This is a genomic window from Nocardioides dongkuii (assembly GCF_014127485.1).
Taxonomy (GTDB): Bacteria; Actinomycetota; Actinomycetes; order Propionibacteriales; family Nocardioidaceae; genus Nocardioides; species Nocardioides dongkuii.
Genome location: NZ_CP059903.1, coordinates 45670 through 62088 on the forward strand (window position 1 = coordinate 45670; position 16419 = coordinate 62088).

18 protein-coding genes are annotated in these 16419 nt (G+C 73.2%); 8 read left to right on the plus strand and 10 right to left on the minus strand.

Annotated elements, in window-relative coordinates; genetic code table 11:
- The first annotated feature begins 25 nt into the window (after window positions 1–25).
- The 3 genes from H4O22_RS00215 to H4O22_RS00225 all read left to right on the plus strand — a co-directional run bounded on the left by H4O22_RS00215 (window position 26) and on the right by H4O22_RS00225 (window position 2874).
- A complete protein-coding gene (locus tag H4O22_RS00215) occupies window positions 26–754 on the plus strand; it encodes a response regulator transcription factor (protein ID WP_280530173.1) in 729 nt (242 codons plus the stop codon).
- A 1-nt stretch (window position 755) separates the two neighbouring features.
- Window positions 756–2252: a sensor histidine kinase gene (locus tag H4O22_RS00220; protein ID WP_244963045.1), complete on the plus strand. Its 1497-nt coding sequence runs from the start codon at window positions 756–758 to the stop codon at window positions 2250–2252.
- A 100-nt stretch (window positions 2253–2352) separates the two neighbouring features.
- On the plus strand, window positions 2353–2874 hold the full coding sequence (locus H4O22_RS00225) for a hypothetical protein (RefSeq protein ID WP_182525140.1): 522 nt from the start codon (window positions 2353–2355) through the stop codon (window positions 2872–2874).
- Window positions 2875–2876: 2 nt separating this feature from the next.
- On the opposite strand, the gene H4O22_RS00230 is transcribed toward H4O22_RS00225, so the two are convergent.
- The 4 genes from H4O22_RS00230 to H4O22_RS00245 all read right to left on the minus strand — a co-directional run bounded on the left by H4O22_RS00230 (window position 2877) and on the right by H4O22_RS00245 (window position 5695).
- Complete coding sequence (locus H4O22_RS00230) at window positions 2877–3290, minus strand: RidA family protein (RefSeq protein WP_182525141.1); 414 nt, start codon at window positions 3288–3290, stop codon at window positions 2877–2879.
- 94 nt (window positions 3291–3384) lie between these two features.
- A complete protein-coding gene (locus H4O22_RS00235) occupies window positions 3385–4413 on the minus strand; it encodes a CU044_5270 family protein (RefSeq protein WP_182525142.1) in 1029 nt (342 codons plus the stop codon).
- Between the two features lie 9 nt (window positions 4414–4422).
- Window positions 4423–5055 carry an RNA polymerase sigma factor gene (locus H4O22_RS00240; protein ID WP_182525143.1) on the minus strand — a complete coding sequence of 211 codons (633 nt, stop codon included), beginning with the start codon at window positions 5053–5055 and terminating at the stop codon, window positions 4423–4425.
- Between the two features lie 61 nt (window positions 5056–5116).
- The gene (locus H4O22_RS00245) at window positions 5117–5695 is read right to left on the minus strand and encodes a TetR/AcrR family transcriptional regulator (RefSeq protein ID WP_182525144.1); all 579 of its coding nucleotides are present in this window, start codon (window positions 5693–5695) and stop codon (window positions 5117–5119) included.
- A 91-nt stretch (window positions 5696–5786) separates the two neighbouring features.
- Between H4O22_RS00245 and H4O22_RS00250 the strand changes: the two genes are divergently transcribed.
- Both H4O22_RS00250 and H4O22_RS00255 read left to right on the plus strand, forming a co-directional pair.
- Complete coding sequence (locus H4O22_RS00250) at window positions 5787–6536, plus strand: SDR family NAD(P)-dependent oxidoreductase (RefSeq protein ID WP_182525145.1); 750 nt, start codon at window positions 5787–5789, stop codon at window positions 6534–6536.
- 35 nt (window positions 6537–6571) lie between these two features.
- Complete coding sequence (locus H4O22_RS00255) at window positions 6572–7402, plus strand: SDR family oxidoreductase (protein WP_182525146.1); 831 nt, start codon at window positions 6572–6574, stop codon at window positions 7400–7402.
- 1 nt (window position 7403) lies between these two features.
- Here H4O22_RS00255 and H4O22_RS00260 read toward each other — a convergent pair whose 3' ends face one another.
- Genes H4O22_RS00260 through H4O22_RS20465 form a run of 4 tightly spaced genes read right to left on the minus strand, consistent with a single transcriptional unit; the run spans window position 7404 to window position 11446 of the window.
- Complete coding sequence (locus tag H4O22_RS00260) at window positions 7404–8159, minus strand: amino acid ABC transporter ATP-binding protein (RefSeq protein ID WP_280530197.1); 756 nt, start codon at window positions 8157–8159, stop codon at window positions 7404–7406.
- An 11-nt stretch (window positions 8160–8170) separates the two neighbouring features.
- Window positions 8171–9679 carry an ABC transporter substrate-binding protein/permease gene (locus H4O22_RS00265; protein ID WP_182525148.1) on the minus strand — a complete coding sequence of 503 codons (1509 nt, stop codon included), beginning with the start codon at window positions 9677–9679 and terminating at the stop codon, window positions 8171–8173.
- Between the two features lie 5 nt (window positions 9680–9684).
- Window positions 9685–10167: an SRPBCC family protein gene (locus H4O22_RS00270; protein ID WP_182525149.1), complete on the minus strand. Its 483-nt coding sequence runs from the start codon at window positions 10165–10167 to the stop codon at window positions 9685–9687.
- A gap of 10 nt (window positions 10168–10177) precedes the next feature.
- Window positions 10178–11446: a D-arabinono-1,4-lactone oxidase gene (locus H4O22_RS20465; RefSeq protein WP_244963046.1), complete on the minus strand. Its 1269-nt coding sequence runs from the start codon at window positions 11444–11446 to the stop codon at window positions 10178–10180.
- 48 nt (window positions 11447–11494) lie between these two features.
- Here H4O22_RS20465 and H4O22_RS20470 point away from each other — a divergent pair, with 48 nt between their 5' ends.
- The 3 genes from H4O22_RS20470 to H4O22_RS00285 are packed head-to-tail and all read left to right on the plus strand — an operon-like array spanning window position 11495 to window position 13137.
- The gene (locus H4O22_RS20470; protein ID WP_227465752.1) at window positions 11495–12142 is read left to right on the plus strand and encodes a hypothetical protein; all 648 of its coding nucleotides are present in this window, start codon (window positions 11495–11497) and stop codon (window positions 12140–12142) included.
- 24 nt (window positions 12143–12166) lie between these two features.
- On the plus strand, window positions 12167–12658 hold the full coding sequence (locus H4O22_RS00280; RefSeq protein ID WP_182525151.1) for a glutathione peroxidase: 492 nt from the start codon (window positions 12167–12169) through the stop codon (window positions 12656–12658).
- Complete coding sequence (locus tag H4O22_RS00285) at window positions 12655–13137, plus strand: SRPBCC family protein (RefSeq protein WP_182525152.1); 483 nt, start codon at window positions 12655–12657, stop codon at window positions 13135–13137. The genes H4O22_RS00280 and H4O22_RS00285 overlap by 4 nt, the downstream gene beginning before the upstream one ends.
- 323 nt (window positions 13138–13460) lie before the next feature.
- On the opposite strand, the gene H4O22_RS00290 is transcribed toward H4O22_RS00285, so the two are convergent.
- Window positions 13461–15779: an MMPL family transporter gene (locus tag H4O22_RS00290; protein WP_182525153.1), complete on the minus strand. Its 2319-nt coding sequence runs from the start codon at window positions 15777–15779 to the stop codon at window positions 13461–13463.
- 30 nt (window positions 15780–15809) lie between these two features.
- On the minus strand, window positions 15810–16397 hold the full coding sequence (locus tag H4O22_RS00295) for a TetR/AcrR family transcriptional regulator (protein WP_182525154.1): 588 nt from the start codon (window positions 16395–16397) through the stop codon (window positions 15810–15812).
- Window positions 16398–16419: the final 22 nt, after the last annotated feature.

Below are 16419 nucleotides of genomic sequence, written 5' to 3' on the forward strand. Positions count from 1 at the left end.
GGGTAGCGTCGAGGAGGTGAGACCCGTGGCTCCCACAGACCCGCCCTCGCTGACCCGCCCCGACGGCTCGCCGCTGCGGGTGCTGGTGGTCGACGACGAGGTGAACATCGCCGAGCTGCTGGCGATGGCGCTGCGCTACGAGGGCTGGCAGGTGACCACGGCCCACACCGGCGCGAAGGCGGTGGCGGCGGCCAAGGAGGTGCGCCCCGACGCGGTGGTGCTCGACATCATGCTGCCCGACCTCGACGGGCTCGAGGTGCTGCGCCGGATGCGCGCCAGCGAGCCCGACGTACCGGTGCTGTTCCTCACCGCCAAGGACGCCGTGGAGGACCGGATCGCCGGTCTCACCGCGGGCGGGGACGACTACGTCACCAAGCCGTTCTCGCTGGAGGAGGTCGTGGCCCGCCTGCGTGGGCTGATGCGTCGCGCCGGCGCGCAGCAGGCGGCGTCGTCCTCGGTGCTGACCGTCGGCGACCTCACCCTCGACGAGGACAGCCGCGAGGTGTTCCGGGCGGGAGAGGAGATCACCCTGACCGCCACCGAGTTCGAGCTGCTGCGGTTCCTGATGCGCAACCCGCGCCGGGTGCTGAGCAAGGCGCAGATCCTGGACCGGGTCTGGAACTACGACTTCGGCGGCCAGGCGAACGTCGTCGAGCTCTACATCTCCTACCTGCGCAAGAAGATCGACGCCGGGCGGCCGCCGATGATCCACACCATGCGCGGCGCGGGCTACGTCCTGAAGCCGGCCTCCTGACGTGCGTGGCCCCGCGCTGCCCCGGCCCGGGTCGCTGACCGCCCGCCTGGTCGCCACCACCCTCGCGCTGGTGATGGCGGTCGCGGTGCTGATCGCGGTCGTGGCGACGCTGGGCGTGCGGGGCTACCTCGACGACCGGCTCGACGACGACGTACGAGCGGCGCTCGAGCGCGCGAGCCGACCCGGGCCGGGCGGGACCCAGCCCTGGGACGACGGCCAGCCCGGTCCGGGGCCCGGCGACGTGGACCTCGACGGCGACGGCGACGGTGATCGCCGGGGCCCCGGCGACGTCCGGGGCCAGGGCGTGGGCACGCTGACCGCGTTCCTCTTCGAGGACTACGAGGCTGGGCTGGGCGACGTGCTGGTCCAGGAGGAGGACGGCGGGACCGCACGGCAGCAGCTCTCGGCGGCGGCCCTCGACGTCCTCGGCGACGTCCCGGTCGACGGGGAGCCGCACGACGTCGAGCTGCCCGGCCTCGGCAGCTACCGCGTCATCGCCGTCGCCGAGGGGGGCTCGAGCGCCGTCGTCGCTGGGCTGCCGACCGACGACGTCGACGACGTCGTGGGGACGCTGGTGGCCTGGGAGGTCGTCCTCGTCCTCCTCGGCGGTCTCGTCGCCTCCGTCGCGGGCCTGCTCGTCGTACGCCGCCAGCTGCGGCCGCTGCGCGAGGTCGCGGCGACCGCCCGCGCCGTGGCGGCGCTCCCGCTCTCGTCGGGCGAGATCGACCTCACCGAGCGGGTGCCCGACCGGCTCAGCGACGAGCGGACCGAGGTCGGCCAGGTCGGCGCCGCGCTCAACGCCCTGCTCACCCACGTCGAGGACTCCCTCTCGGCCCGGCACCGCAGCGAGCAGCAGGTCCGGCAGTTCGTCGCCGACGCCTCGCACGAGCTGCGTACGCCGCTGGCGACCATCGCCGGCTACACCGAGCTCGCCCGCCGCCGTCCCGACCGCGAGACGACGGCCACCGCGCTGGGCAAGGTCGAGGAGGAGGCGCGCCGGATGACCTCGCTGGTGGAGGACCTGCTCCTCCTCGCCCGCCTCGACGCCGGCAGGCCGCTGGCCGAGGACACCGTCGACCTCACCCGCCTGCTGCTCGAGGGCGTCGCCGACGCCCGGGTCCTCGCCCCCGACCACCGGTGGCGCCTCGACCTGCCCGCCGACTCGGTGGAGGTGACCGGCGACGAGGCGCGGCTGCGCCAGGTGGTCACCAACCTGCTGACCAACGCCCGCAAGCACACCCCCGCCGGGACCACGGTCACCGTGACCGCGACCCCGGACGGGTTCGCCGTCCACGACGACGGCCCCGGCTTCCCGCCGTCCCTGCTCGACCACGCCTTCGAGCGGTTCGCGCGCGGGGACACCTCCCGGCACCGCGAGGGCGGCGCCGGCCTCGGCCTGTCCCTGGTCGCGGCGATCGTCGAGGCCCACGGCGGCGAGGTCGGCCTCGCGAGCCGGCCCGGCGACACCACGGTCACCGTGCGGCTGCCGCGGCGCTGACCCGCTCGTTCTCACGGCTGGCGCACAGGCTGCTCAGGAGCCCGGCCCAGGTCGGCGGCCCAAGGTGGTGGGCGACAGACCAGCGATGGAAAGGACCAGCATGAAGCTCCGCACGACCCGCACGACCGCCGCCGCCCTCGGCCTGCTCGCCGTCCTGTCGACGGCCGTGGCCTGCGGCACCGAGTCGACCGACGTGACCACGCACCCCGACAGCGGCCCGGGGGCCCGGGTCGACGCCTCGTCGAGCACCAGCGAGGAGGACCTGGTCGCCCTGGTCGAGGACGCGTACGGCGACGCCGACCTCGGGCTGCACCGCGGCCACCGGCCGGTCCTGGACGTCCTCGAGGAGGTCCTGGGCCTCAGCCACGACGAGCTGCACGAGCGCATGGACCAGGGCCAGAACCTCGCCGCGGTCGCCGAGGACGTCGGCGTCGACCCGCAGGCCCTGGTCGACGCCCTCGTCGAGTCCCGCAGCCCCGCGGTCGACCGGCTCCTGGAGGCCGGCACCCTCACCCAGGACGAGGCCGACGGCTACCGCGCCGCCCTCGAGGAGGCGTTCACCTTCCGCGTGACCTGGGACGGCGAGGCGGAGACGCCCACGTTCGCCGGCCTCGACGGCTGAGGTCACTCGACCACGGCGACGACCTCGACCTCGACCAGCAGGGACGGGTTGGCCAGGGCGGCCACGCCGATGCCGGTCAGCGGCGCCTGCAGGAGGGAGTCGCTCCCCAGCCTCTCGGCTGCTCGATTGACGCCGTCGAGGTAGGACGCCAACTTCCCCGGCGTCCAGTCGACGAGGTACACGGTCACCTTGACCACGTCGTCGAAGGTGGCCCCTGCGGCGGCGAGGGCGGCGGCCAGGTTGAGGTAGCACTGCTCGGTCTGGGCCGCGAGGTCGTCCTCGCCCACCACCTGGCCGTGCGCGTCGACGGCCACCTGACCGGCGACGTGGACGAGGCGGCCCGGCGCGGCGACGGAGACCTGGTGGTACAGGTCGACCTGGGGGAGCTCGGGGGGATCGATGAACAGGTGGGGCATGGGGTGCTTCCTTCCGATCGATGCCGCGACGCGGGGCGGGACGGCCCTGCTGAGGTCTCGATCGAGTGTGCACCCCGCGACGTCCGGCGGACGGTCAGGCAGGCATCGGGTCACCGGCGCCGGGGCGGACGCCGATCCGGTCGACGACGCCGCGCTCGAGGACCGCGGAGACGCCGAACAGCGTGACCTCGTCGGGCGCGGAGGCGGGACCCGCGAAGTACGACCGCGCGCCGAGCGGCATCGGGGAGCCGGGGCGGAAGATCCACACCGCCGTGATGCCGGAGAACTCGTCGGTGCGGGAGATGCCGAAGCCGGTCCGCCCGATCGCGTCCTCGGCCTGCTCGACGAGCTCGACGCCGGGGAGCTTGGTCACGGCCTGGAGCAGCGTGCCGGCGACGTCCGGCGGCACGAGGTCCTCGAGGATGAGGTTCCCGATCGTCTCGAAGACGTGCTGCGCGGAGGTCTGGGGCGACTCCGGGTCCTGGTGGCTGGCGAGCTCGGAGATGAGCTCGTCGGGATCGCGCGGCAGCGTGGAGATCCACCGGTAGGTAGGCCGGTAGCGGCCGGCCGGTGCGCCGGCCCCCACGATGGGCCAGTCCTGCCCGTACTCGCGGATCAGCCCCTGGTCCTTGGTGGCGGCCTCGACCTGGGACTGCCAGACCTCGCGCTCGTGCGGAGCGCCGAGCTCGGGTCCCCCGCCGTAGTGGCCCTCGTTCTCGATGACCGTGAGGCGGACGTAGGTGAACTGGTCCTCGCGGACCGTGGGGGTCGGTGTCGTGGAGGCGGCCGCGGCGAGCCCGTGGAGAGCGCGCACGGCGCCGGGGTCGGCCAGCACCGGCAGGGGCTCGGCGGACGGCGCGTCGGACGAGGTGCCGACCACCGACACTGTCAGGAGCGCAGCGATGGCCGCGAGGCAGGCGGCGACCAGGACGCCCGGGCCGAGGAGGGCCAGGCGCTGGGTCCCGCGGGCGCGCTGCGGGCGTGACGCCTCCTCGATGGTCGCGAGCAGGACGGTCTCGATGCGCGCGCGGGCGTCGTCCGGTACGCCGCCGGGCGCCGGGGCGGGCGCGAGCTCGCGCAGGTCGTGCAGCAGCTGCTGGTGCTGGGTGCCGGTGGTGGTCATGGGGTGCTCCTAGGCGGTGGGACGGACCGGGGCGGTGGTCCGCGATGACAGGGCGGGGGACCGGTGGTGGCCGGGCGCGGTGGGTTCCTCGCCGGCCAGGACGCGCAGGCGTCGGCGGGCACGGGAGAGCCGGGACCGGACCGTGCCCTCGGCCACCCCGAGCGCGTCCGCCGCGGCCCGGGTGCTGAGCCCGGACCAGACGCAGAGGACGAGGACCTCGACCTCTCTCCTCTCCAGGCGGTCGAGGGCGGCGCGGGTGCGCGCCAGGAGCTCGGCGTCGTCGAGCCGGGTGGAGACCTCCTCGGCGATGTCCGCCGTGGCGGTCTCGAAGCGGTGCCCGTGGCGCGCCACGAACCCGATCTGGCGTCGGCGGCCGCGGACGACGTTGAGCGCCTGCCGGGCGGCGATCGCGAGCAGCCACGGGGCGAGCGGGTCACCGCTGTCGGCGATCGTCGCCCGGATCTTCCACGCGGTCAGGAACGTCTCGGCTGTCACGTCCTCCGCGTGCGACCCGTCGCCGCAGAGGCTCGCCGCGAGGCGGTACACCCGGTCCACGTGCGCGCGGTAGAGGGTCGTGAACGCGTCCGCGTCGCCGTCTCGCAACTGCTGGCGCAACGCGCGCGTCTCCTGCTCAGGCTCCACACCAGTAACTGTCCGTCGCCGCCTCGCTGTTGCCGTGACCTGAGTCACACCCGTCTCGGTGCTACGGCGCGGTGATCCGGCGCACCGACTCCACGACCGCCTCGCGCAGGACGGCCCGCGGGGGGAGCTGGTCCTGCAGGGCCGGGGACGTGAGGTGCCAGGTCTGGGCGATGGCGAGGACGAGGGCCAGGCAGGTGCTCGGCGACAGTCCGGCCACCGCGGTCGCCTCCGGGCCGTCGGCCAGCTGCCGCAGGGCGTCCTGCTTCTCGGCGTACGACCGGCTCTCCGCCGTGGTCGCCGTCGGCCTCTCGAGCTGGCGCCACATGCTGAGCCGGAAGGCCGAGGGGTCGTCCATCAGGGCGTCGAACATCGCGCCGGCGTAGGACGGCAGGTCCTCGGGGACCAGCGGGACCGCGTCGATCAGGCGCTGGAGCGCCTCGGCGACCACGTGGTCGAAGAGCTCCTCCTTGTTGCCGAAGTAGACGTAGATCATCCGCTTGTTGGCGCCCGCGGCGTCGGCGATCCGATCCACCCGGGCACCACTGAGGCCCCGGGCGGCGAACTCGGCGATGGCCGCGTCGAGGATCCGCCGCTGGGTCGCCGCCTTGTCCCGAGGCGCGGGGGAGCTCTTCTCGGTCACCGGGGCACGGTACCGAAGAAGTGCTTGTCACCAACCGGTTAGTGGTCTACGTTGCAGTAACCAACCAGATGGTTACCAAGGAGATCCGACCATGGCCACGAGATTCACCGACCAGACCGTCCTGATCACCGGCGCCACCGGGGCGCTGGGAGCAGCCCTGAGCCACGCCTTCCACGCCGAGGGCGCGCACGTGATCCTCGGCGCGCGGAACCGGGAGGCGGGGGAGCGCCTCGCGCAGCAGCTCGGGGAGCGCGCCACCGCCGTCACGCTGGACGTGACCGACGAGCAGGCGTGGGTGGACGCGATCGCCCGTGCCGAGGCGGTCGCAGGTCCCGTGACCGTCCTGATCAACAATGCGGCCCACCTCGAGGTCGGAACCGTCGAGGGGGTCCCGGTCGAGGCCTGGCGGGCGGTGATCGACACCAACCTGACCGGGTCGTTCCTCGGCATCCGCTCGGTCGCCCCTGGCATGGAGCGGGCCGGCGGCGGCTCGATCGTCAACATCTCCTCGATCGCCGGGCTGCACGCCGCCCCGGGGCTCGTGGCCTACTCCTCGAGCAAGTGGGGACTGCGCGGCCTGACCCGCACGGCGGCGGCCGAGCTGGCGCGCAAGAACATCCGCGTCAACGCCGTCCACCCCGGGATCATCGACACGCCGCTGGCCTACGACCCGACCACCCACGAGGAGCTGGTCCCGGTCGGCGGCCTCGCCATCCCCCGTCAGGCGACCACGGCCGAGATCGCCGAGTACGTCCTCTTCGTCGCCTCCGAGGACGCCTCGTTCTCGACCGGCTCGGAGTTCATCGCCGACGGCGGCTTCGCCCTCGGGCCCGTCGCCTGACCGGCCCGACCACCACGCACCCTGAAGGGAAGACCATGACCACCTGGTTCATCACGGGAACCTCGAGCGGCTTCGGCCGCCACCTCACCGAGCTGCTGCTGGAACGGGGCGACACCGTCGCGGCCACGCTCCGGCGACCCGACACGCTCGCCGCGCTGCAGGATCACCACGGCGACCGGCTGTGGGTGCGCGCCCTCGACGTCACCGACACCGCCGCCCTGCGGCGGGTCGTCGACGAGGCCTTCGCAGACCTCGGCACCATCGACGTCGCGGTCTCCAACGCCGGCTACGGGCTCTTCGGTGCAGCCGAGGAGCTGGCCGACCACGAGATCGCCCGCCAGCTCGACACCAACGTCCTCGCCTCGATCCAGCTCGCGCGCGCGTTCGTGCCGCACTTCCGGCGCCAGGGTGCGGGACGGATCCTGCAGCTCTCGAGCCTCGGGGGCCAGGTCGGCTTCCCGGGGATGTCGGCCTACCACGCCTCGAAGTGGGCGATCGAGGGCTTCTACGAGGCCTTCGGTCCGGAGGTCGCGCCGTTCGGCATCCAGACCACCCTGGTGGAGCCCGGGATGGCCCGGACCGAGTTCGCCGGCAGGTCCGCCGTCGCGGGCCGCGACCCCCGGTACGACGACGCCGGCGTCCTCCGCGTCGGTGCCGTCCCGAGGGAGGCGATGCCCGGTGACCCGCGGAAGATGGCGCAGGCCATGATCGACGTGACCGAGCGGGAGCAGCAACCGGCTCGCCTGGCCCTGGGCTCGGATGCCTACGCGATGATCCGCGCGGCGCTCGAGGACCGGATCGCCGCCCTCGACGCGCAGCGCGAGATCGCGCTGTCCACCGACGCCGACGACGTGCTCAGCGCGTAGCTCAGCCCGCGTCCAGCACCCGCGACAGGAACCGGCGGGTGCGCTCCTCGAGCGGATCGGTGAGCACCTCGGCGCTGCCGCGCTCGATGATGAGGCCCTCGTCGAGCACCAGCACCTGGTCGGCGACGTCGCGGGCGAAGCGGATCTCGTGGGTGACGATGACGAGCGTCCAGTCCTCCTCGGCGAGGTCGCGGACGACGGCGAGCACCTCGCCGACGAGCTCGGGGTCGAGCGCGGAGGTCGGCTCGTCGAGCAGCAGCACCTCGGGACGCAGCGCGAGGGCACGGGCGATCCCGACCCGCTGCTGCTGCCCGCCGGAGAGCTGGGCGGGGTAGGCGTGCTCGCGGCCGGCGAGGCCGACCCGCTCCAGCAGGACGCGGGCGTCGGCCTCGGCCTCCTCGCGCGGGCGGCCCTGCACCTGCACCGGTCCCTCGATCAGGTTGCCGAGCACGGTCTTGTGGGGGAAGAGGTTGTGGGACTGGAAGACCATGCCGCTGCGGGAGCGCAGCGCGGCGATCTCGCGTCGGCGTACCGCCTTGTCGCGGGGGAGCGCGTCGAAGTCGACGGCCGCCTCGCCGATCCGCACGCGGCCGGCATCGGGGGTCTCCAGCACGTTGAGCGACCGCAGCACGGTCGTCTTGCCGCAGCCCGAGGGCCCGACCAGCACCGTGGCGGTGCCGCGGCGGGCCGTGAAGCTGATCCCGCGGAGCGCGCGGCGCTCGCCGAAGGACTTCTCGATCCCCTCGACCTCGATCAGGTCGCTCGTGCTCATCTGACGTACCTGCCCAGTCGTCGTTCCAGCGGTCCCTGCGCGAGGCTGATGAGGAAGCAGATCACCCAGTAGTACAGCGCCGCGAGGGCGTAGAGCGGGAGGTACTCCGTGCTGAGCGAGGCCGCCAGCTGCGCCTCGCGGAACAGCTCGGGCACCAGCACCACGGAGACCAGCGAGGTGTCCTTGACCAGCGAGAGCAGCGTGTTCGACAGCGGGGGTACGGCGATCCGCGCGGCCTGCGGCAGCACGATCCGCCGCATGCCCTGCCAGTAGTCCATGCCGATCGTGGTCGCCGCCTCGAACTGGCCGCGCGGCACCGAGAGGATCGAGGCGCGGATGATCTCGGCGCCGTACCCACCGACGTTGAGGCTGAGCGCGAGGCACGCGGCGGTGAAGCCCGGCAGCTTGAGCCCGACCTGCGGCAGCCCGTAGAAGACGATGAAGAGCTGCACCAGCAGCGGCGTCCCGCGGATGATCGAGACGTAGGCCCGCGCCGGGAGGTCGAGGGCGCGGATCCCGGAGAGCCGGGCCAGGGCGGTGGCCAGCGCGATCAGCAGGCCGCCGAGGAAGCTGATCGCGGTGAGCGGGAGGGTGCCGACCAGCGCACCGCGCAGCATCGGCCAGGCGGCGTCCTCCAGCACCTGCCACCGGCTGCGGCCCCGGTCGGAGCCCTCGACGTCGACCTCGCCGCCGTCGGGCACCGACACGTCGGCGCCGAAGTACTCCTCGGAGAGCTCGGCGAGGGTGCCGTCGGCGGTGATCGCCTGCAGCGCCCGGTCCGCCTCGTCGCGCAGCGCCTGGTCGGACTGGGCGAAGACCAGGGCCTGCTCGCTGACCTCCCCGCCGGCCTCGCCGGCGATCTCGATCTCGTCGGAGCCGGTGGAGGCGAGGTAGTCGAGCACCGCGATGTTGTCGTTGACGATCGCGTCGACGCGGCCCTGCACGAGCAGCTCGACGGCGGGCGCGAACCCCTCGACCGACTGCACCCGCGCGCCGGCGTCCCGCGCCACCTGCGCCCAGTTGCTGGTCTCCGACTGCGCGGTCGTGCGGCCCTCGAGGTCCGCGAGCGTGGTGATGTCGTCGTCGCCGGCGGCGGTCACGATGACGCCGCGGGAGTAGGTGTAGGGCGCGGTGAAGAGGTAGCGCGCCTCGCGCTCGGGGTTGATCGTCACCTGGTTGGCGATCACGTCGATCCGGCCCGCGTCCAGCGCCGGGAAGAGCGCGTCGAAGGAGGCCTGGGTGAAGTCCAGCTCCCAGCCGGCCTCCTCGGCGATCGCCTCCATCACCTCGATGTCGTAGCCGGTGAGGTCGCCGGTGCGCGGGTCGACGTACGTGAACGGCGGGTAGGTGCCCTCGGTGCCGACCCGGACGACGCGCCGCTCGCCGTCGCTGCCGCTCGTCTCGTCGGCGGTCGCCGGCGACCCGGTGGCCGCCACCAGCCCGCACGCGAGGGCGAGGAGCAGCAGCACGCGGACGACGTACGCCGGCGCGGGGTCGGTCCGCATGCGGCTCAGGTACCCGTGACGGCGGCGAGCACCCGCGGGTCCTCGCAGGCGCGGGCGAAGGCGGCGATGCGGGCGCGGATCTCGCGGCCGAGCAGCCAGCTCCCGACCCGGTCGGCGACCGGGGCGAGCCAGGCCGGCTTGCCCGCCCAGGTGTACTTCCAGACGGTGCGGGTGCCGGCGACGCCGTCGCGCTCCTCGGGCGTGAACCGCCAGCCGCCGCCGAAGGTCGCGAAGAACCACGGCCCCTGCTCCATCGTCATGCCGACCGAGGTGGGCGGGCGGTAGGAGACGTAGCGGCTGACCATCTTCGGGCCGACCCGCGCGTGGGTCCAGGTGTGCACGCCGGCGCCGGGTCGGTCGGCGTCGATCAGCCGCTGCGCGCGGATGAAGGGGTCCCAGAGCAGCCGGATCTCGCCGGTGGTCTGCGAGACGGCGAACGCGGTCTCGGGGGGGACCGGCACCCAGGTCTCGGCAGTCACGTGTGGCACGCCGGTGAACCTACGCGAGGTCGAGGTGCCGGGCGAGGAACGCGTTGCGGAACCTGCCGGCGGGGTCCAGCCGCTCGGCCAGGGCGCGGAAGTCCTCGAAGCGCGGGTAGAGCGGCCGCAGCTCCTCCGCGGTGGCGAGGAAGACCTTCCCCCAGTGCGGCCGGCCGCCGAGCGGCAGCAGCGCGTCCTCGATCGCCGGCAGCACGGCGCGGACGGCGGCGACGTCGCGGACCCAGGTGAAGTGGAACGCGACCACGTCGACGCCCGACGCGCCGCTGAGCCAGAGCGGGTCGGCAGCCACGGTGCGGACCTCGGCGACCTGCAGCAGCGGCGCGAAGCTCTCCGCCAGACCCCGGAGCGCGTCGACCGCGTCGAGGGCGCGGCCGCGGGGCACGAGGTACTCGCTCTGCAGCTCCTCGCCGCGGCTCGGCGTGAACGCCATCCGGAAGTGCGGCAGCCGCTCGTGCCACGGCCCGGGGACCCCGCCCTGCGCGGTGACCGCCGCCGCGTCGGCGCCGGAGAGCATGTGCAGGGTCGCGGTCGCGGGCTGCGCTCCGTGCAGCGCTCCGTGCAGCTGGGCGGGCGGCTCGGTGCCGCGGCTCTTCAGCCACACCTGCGCCACCCGGCCGCTCGCCCAGTCGGTGAACAGGCTGACGCTCTGCGCACCGCCGGTGATCGCGTCCAGGTTCGCCGCCGCGACCTCCCAGGGCAGGTCGGTGTAGAGGTCCTGGCGCACGTCGTACGTCGGCTCCACGTCGAGGGTGACGTGGGTCGTGACCCCGAGGGCGCCGAGCGCCACCACCTGGCCGTCGAAGTCCGCCTCGCCGCGGCGTACGACGCGCAGGTCGCCGTCGGCGTCGACCTGCTCGAGGCCCGCGACCGCCGCGGCCAGCGAGCCGGTGCGGTCCCCCGACCCGTGGGTGCCGGTGGCGATCGCGCCGGCCACCGAGATGTGCGGGAGCGAGGCCATCGTCGCCAGCGCCCACCCGCCCTCGTGCAGCACCTCCGCGAGCCGGCCGTACGTCGTACCGCCCGAGACCCGCACCTGCCGGGCGCCGGGGTCGACCACGATCACCTCCGGCAGCGCGTCGGTCGCGACGAGCGTCCCGCCGGTGTCGGCGGTGTGGCCGGCGTCGGCGACGTCGGTGAAGGAGTGCCGCGAGCCCAGGGCGTGCACGTGGCCCGCCCCGGCCACGGCCTCGGCCAGCTCCTCGACGGAGGCGGGGCGGAGCACGCGCGCGGCGCGGTAGGCGTGGTTGCCGGACCAGTTGGTGAGCACCCGCCCATGGTGCCCCCGAGGTGGGGGCGGCCGGGGATACTGCTCGCCATGACCGACTCCCGCCGTGCGCGACCCCGCCGCGGGTCGGTCGTCCTCCTGCTCGCCCTGCTGCTGGCCGTCAACCTGCCGCTCGTGCACAGCTCCTGGCAGCGTCGCCAGGTCGAGCGGACCGGCACCGACGTGGTGGCCGAGGTGACCGCGGACGCCGAGCGCGGCGGGCGCTACCTGCTCTCCTACCGGCTGCCCGACGGCGGCCCCTCCGGCACCGCCCAGGTCGACGAGGAGACCCACGACGCGGCGGTCGAGCGCGGGACCGTGACGGTGCGGGTGCTGCCCGACGACCCGGCCGTGCACGTGGTCGAGGGCGAGGTGCGCGGCGCCACCATCTGGGTGATCACCCTGCTGGCCGACCTGCTGCTGGTGGCCGCGGCCCTGCTGTCCTGGCGGTACGGCGGGCGCCGGCGGCCGCGGCTGGTGCTGCGGGCCACCACCGACGTGGCGCACAGCCGGCCGGGTGCCGTCCTCGAGCCGGAGCCGGGCGGCGTGCACCTGGTCCGCGGGGAGGTCGTCGAGGTCGCCCCCGGGTCGCTCGTGCTCGAGGTCGGGGACCGCGAGGTGCTGGTCGAGCTCGACGGCCACGCGAACCCGGTCGGGCACCAGGCGACGGCGGAGGTGCGCGGACGCCTGGTGGGGTGACCACGGCCCGGTCATACTCCGGGTATGGAACCCACCACCCCCACGCTCACGGACTTCGAGGCCCGCTCGATCGAGGGCCAGGACGTCGACCTCGCGGCGTACGCCGGCCAGGTCGTCCTGGTCGTCAACACCGCGTCGCAGTGCGGCTTCACGCCGCAGTACCAGGGGCTGCAGGAGCTGCAGGACCGGTTCGGCGAGAGCGGCTTCGCGGTGCTGGGGTTCCCGTGCGACCAGTTCGGCGGCCAGGAGCCGGGCAGCGACGAGGAGATCTCGGGGTTCTGCGAGCGCCGGTTCGGCGTCACCTTCCCGCTGTTCTCCAAGGTCGAGGTGAACGGCGACGGCGCGCACCCGCTCTTCCAGTGGCTCAAGTCCGAGCGGGGCGGGCTGCTCGGCGACCGGATCAAGTGGAACTTCACCAAGTTCCTCATCGGCCGTGACGGCACGGTGCTCGCGCGGTACGCGCCGACCACGAAGCCGGAGAAGCTCGCCGCCGACATCGAGAAGGCGCTGGCGTGACCCGGTTCTCCGCCTCGACCACGGCGGAGGCCGTCGTACCCGCTCCGCGGCAGCGGATCTGGGACCTGCTCGTCGACCCCGCCAAGATCGCGGAGATGACGCCGTTCCTCGAGTCCGTGGTGGCCGACGGTGAGCACTGGCGCTGGGAGATGTCCGGCCTGGACGTCCTCGGCCTGAAGGTGGCGCCGTCGTTCACCGAGCGGATGGTCTTCGAGGACCGCGCGCGGATCGAGTTCCACCACGACCCGCCCGCCGGCACCACCGAGCGCTCGGGCGTGGCGGGCTGGTACGCGCTCGCGGACGCCGACGACGGCGGCACCCACCTCGCCACCAGCCTCGAGATCTCCCTCGACCTGCCCCTGCCGCGACTCTCCGCCCCCGCCGTCACCTCCACCATGCGCGGCGTGATGGCCACCATGGGCGACCGGTTCGCTGCCAACCTGCTGCGGGAGCTCGGGGTCGGCCCGTTGGCGGGGTAGTCCGACACACCCGTGCTGTGGTCGGGGGCCGGGACGACACGGGTGTGTCGGACTATCCCGACCAGTCCAGAAAGAAGTAGTCCGGCACGTTCCGGTCGTGATCCGCGGTGGCGGGCGACCGAAACGTGCCGGACTACCTCGGGATGGGTCTCGGATCGGTGGTGGGCGGGGTACTCCGACACACCCGTGCTGTTGTCGGCGGCCGGGACGACAAGGGTGTGTCGGACTATCCCGACCGGCCCAGAAAGAAGAAGTCCGGCACGTTCCGGTCGTGATCCGCCGTGGCGGGCGACCGAAACGTGCCGGACTATCCCCGGGAAGGGTCAGACGCGGACCGTGTCGTCGGCGGACTCGTCGAGACCGTCGGCGTAGGTGCGCAGGTGCGGGCGGTCGAGGTTCTCGCCCTCGACGTCGACGTTCGGCAGGATCCGGTCCAGCCAGGCGGGGAGCCACCAGGCCTTCTCGCCCAGCAGGTACATCAGGGCCGGGATCAGCGTCATCCGCACCAGGAAGGCGTCGAAGAAGACCGCCACCGCGAGCGCGAAGCCGATCGAGCGGATGATCGGCTCGTCGATCAGGATGAACGCCGCGAACACCGCGATCATGATCGCCGCCGCCGCGGTCACGACCCGCGCGCTGTTGCGGAAGCCGTCGACCACCGCCTCGCGGGTGGACATGCCGTGGACGTGCGCCTCGCGCATCCGGGTCACCAGGAACACCTGGTAGTCCATCGCCAGGCCGAAGACCAGGCCGATCAGGAAGATCGGCATGAAGCTGACGATCGGCTGGCCCTCCATGATCCCGAAGGCCCCCTCCTGGAACACCGCGACGGTGGCGCCGAGGGTCGCCAGGACGGTCAGCAGGAAGCCGAGGGTGGCGGTGAGCGGGATCAGGATCGAGCGGAAGACGATCATCAGCAGGATGAACGCCAGCCCGATGACGACCGCGAGGTAGATCGGCAGCGCATCGCTCAGCCGCTCGGAGACGTCGGTGGTGATGGCGGTCAGGCCGGTGACGCCGGTCGTCGTGCCGGTCTCCTCCTCGATCTGCTCCTGCCCGTCGCGCAGGGCGGTGAGCAGCTCCTCGGTCTCGGTGTCCTCGGGACCGGTCTCCGGGGTGACCAGCACCTGCGCGCCGGTGCCGTCCTCGTTGGTGCCGATCAGCTGGGCGTTCTGGACGTTCTCCTGCCCGGCGGCCCAGGCGACGACCCCGCCGTACGCCGCCATCTGCGCCTCGGCGTCGGGCAGGTCGCGGCCGTCGACCACGACGATCAGCGGCGCGTCCCGGCCGGGCCCGAAGGACTCGGCGATCAGGTCGGAGGCCTTGCGCTGCGTGGTCTCCGGGGAGGCGGTGCTGTCGGTGGGGAAGGCCAGGTGCAGGTTGCTCAGCGGGAGGGCGACGGCACCGAGGGCGACCACGACCAGGACCGTGGCCGTGATCGTCCGGCGACCGACGAGGCGGGCCCAGCGCACGCCGTTGTTGCGGGTGAGGTTGTCGGTGTCCTTGTGCACCCGGTGCTTGCGGACGGTGCCGCCGAAGGCGCGCTTCTTCAGCAGGCCGAGCACCGCGGGCAGCAGCGTGAGGGCGACGAGCACGGCGATCAGCACGGTCGCGCCGGCCGCGAGACCCATGGTGGTGAGGAACGGGATCTTGACGAGCGCCAGCGCGGAGAGCGCGATGAGCACGGTGAGGCCGGCGAAGACGACGGCGGACCCGGCGGTGCCGACCGCGACCCCGACCGCTTCCTCCCGGTCGTCGGTGTGCTCCAGCTCGGTGCGGTAGCGGGCCAGGATGAACAGCGTGTAGTCGATGCCGACCGCCAGGCCGATCATCGTGGCGAGCATCGGGGTGGTCGACCCGATGTCGAAGAAGGCGGTGCTCGCGGTGATGCCGGTGATGCCGAGCCCGACGCCGACCAGCGCCGTGACGATCGGCAGGCCGGCGGCGATCAGGGAGCCGAAGGTGAGCACCAGGATCAGCAGGGCGACGGCGATGCCGATCAGCTCGGACTTCGCGCTGACCTCCAGCATGCCGGCCGAGCCGGAGCCGTTGGCCTCGACCGTCAGGCCGCCCTCGCTGGCGTCGTCCATGACCTCGCCGAGCTTCTCGATGGTCTCCGGCTTCACGTCGGCGACCGTCTCGACGTCGAAGTTGTAGGAGATGGTGCCGACCCGGCCGTCCTCCGACAGCGGGGACAGCGCCGCGGCGTTGGTCCGGGCGGTCTCGACGTCGCCGCCGGACTTCTGGGCGGCGTCGACGAGGGCCTTCTCCTGCTGCTCGGCCGCGGTGACCGGGTCGACCAGCGGGGTGTCCGGCATCTGCGGCAGGCCCTGGAGGTCCTTGATCAGCGCCTGGACCTGCTCGGCGTACTCCGGCTCGTCGAGGGTGTGCCCCTCCGGCGCGGCGACGACGACCTTCACCGCGGCCTGGTCGAAGGCGTCGACGGCGTCGGGGAACAGCTCGGCCTGGAGGTCGGCGGCCTTCTCCGAGGGGATGCCCGGGATGGAGAAGGCGTCGGTCATCGGCTTCGACATCGTCCCCGCGACGACGCCGACGGCGATGAACGCGACCAGCCAGGCAGCGATGACGATCGGCCAGCGGCGGTAAGCCGCCTTGCCGAGGCGGTGGAGCAGGGTGGCCATGGGAGATCTCCAGGGAGGGGAGGGGAAGGGTCAGGCGAGCAGGGTGCGGGCGGTGCGGAGGTTCTCGTCGAAGAGCACGGGCAGCGGCCGGTCGGCACCGTCGACGAACGCGGTCATGGCGGCGTCGAAGACCGACACCAGGAGCCGGATCAGCAGGCGGGCGCTGCGGGCGTCGATCCGCGAGCCCTCGCGCTCGACGACCAGGTCCGCGAAGTCCTGGCACAGGTCCTCGAAGCGCTCGTGGACGGCGCCCACGAGGCGCGGGTTGCAGACGACGACCCGCTTGGTGAGGTCGACGTCGTCGCGCTCGACGTCGTGGGTGCCGAGGATGACCCCGGCGATCACGGACAGGTCCTCCAGCAGGTCGCCGGTGGGCCCGCCGGCGACGAAGGTCGCGCGCGCCTCCGCCGTCAGGCTGGGCATCGGGCCGAGGACCGCGTCCAGCTTCGTGGGGTAGTAGTTGAACAGGGTGCGGCGCGAGACGTCCGCGACCTCGGCCAGCTCGTCCATCGTGAAGCCGTCGAGGCCGTTCTTCTCCGTGAGCAGCTGGGCGCAGCGAGCGATCCGGCGCTCGGTGCGCTGCCGCTTTCCCTCGCGGCCCGTTGCACTCTCGGTCATGGAGTGCATTCTTGCACTACGG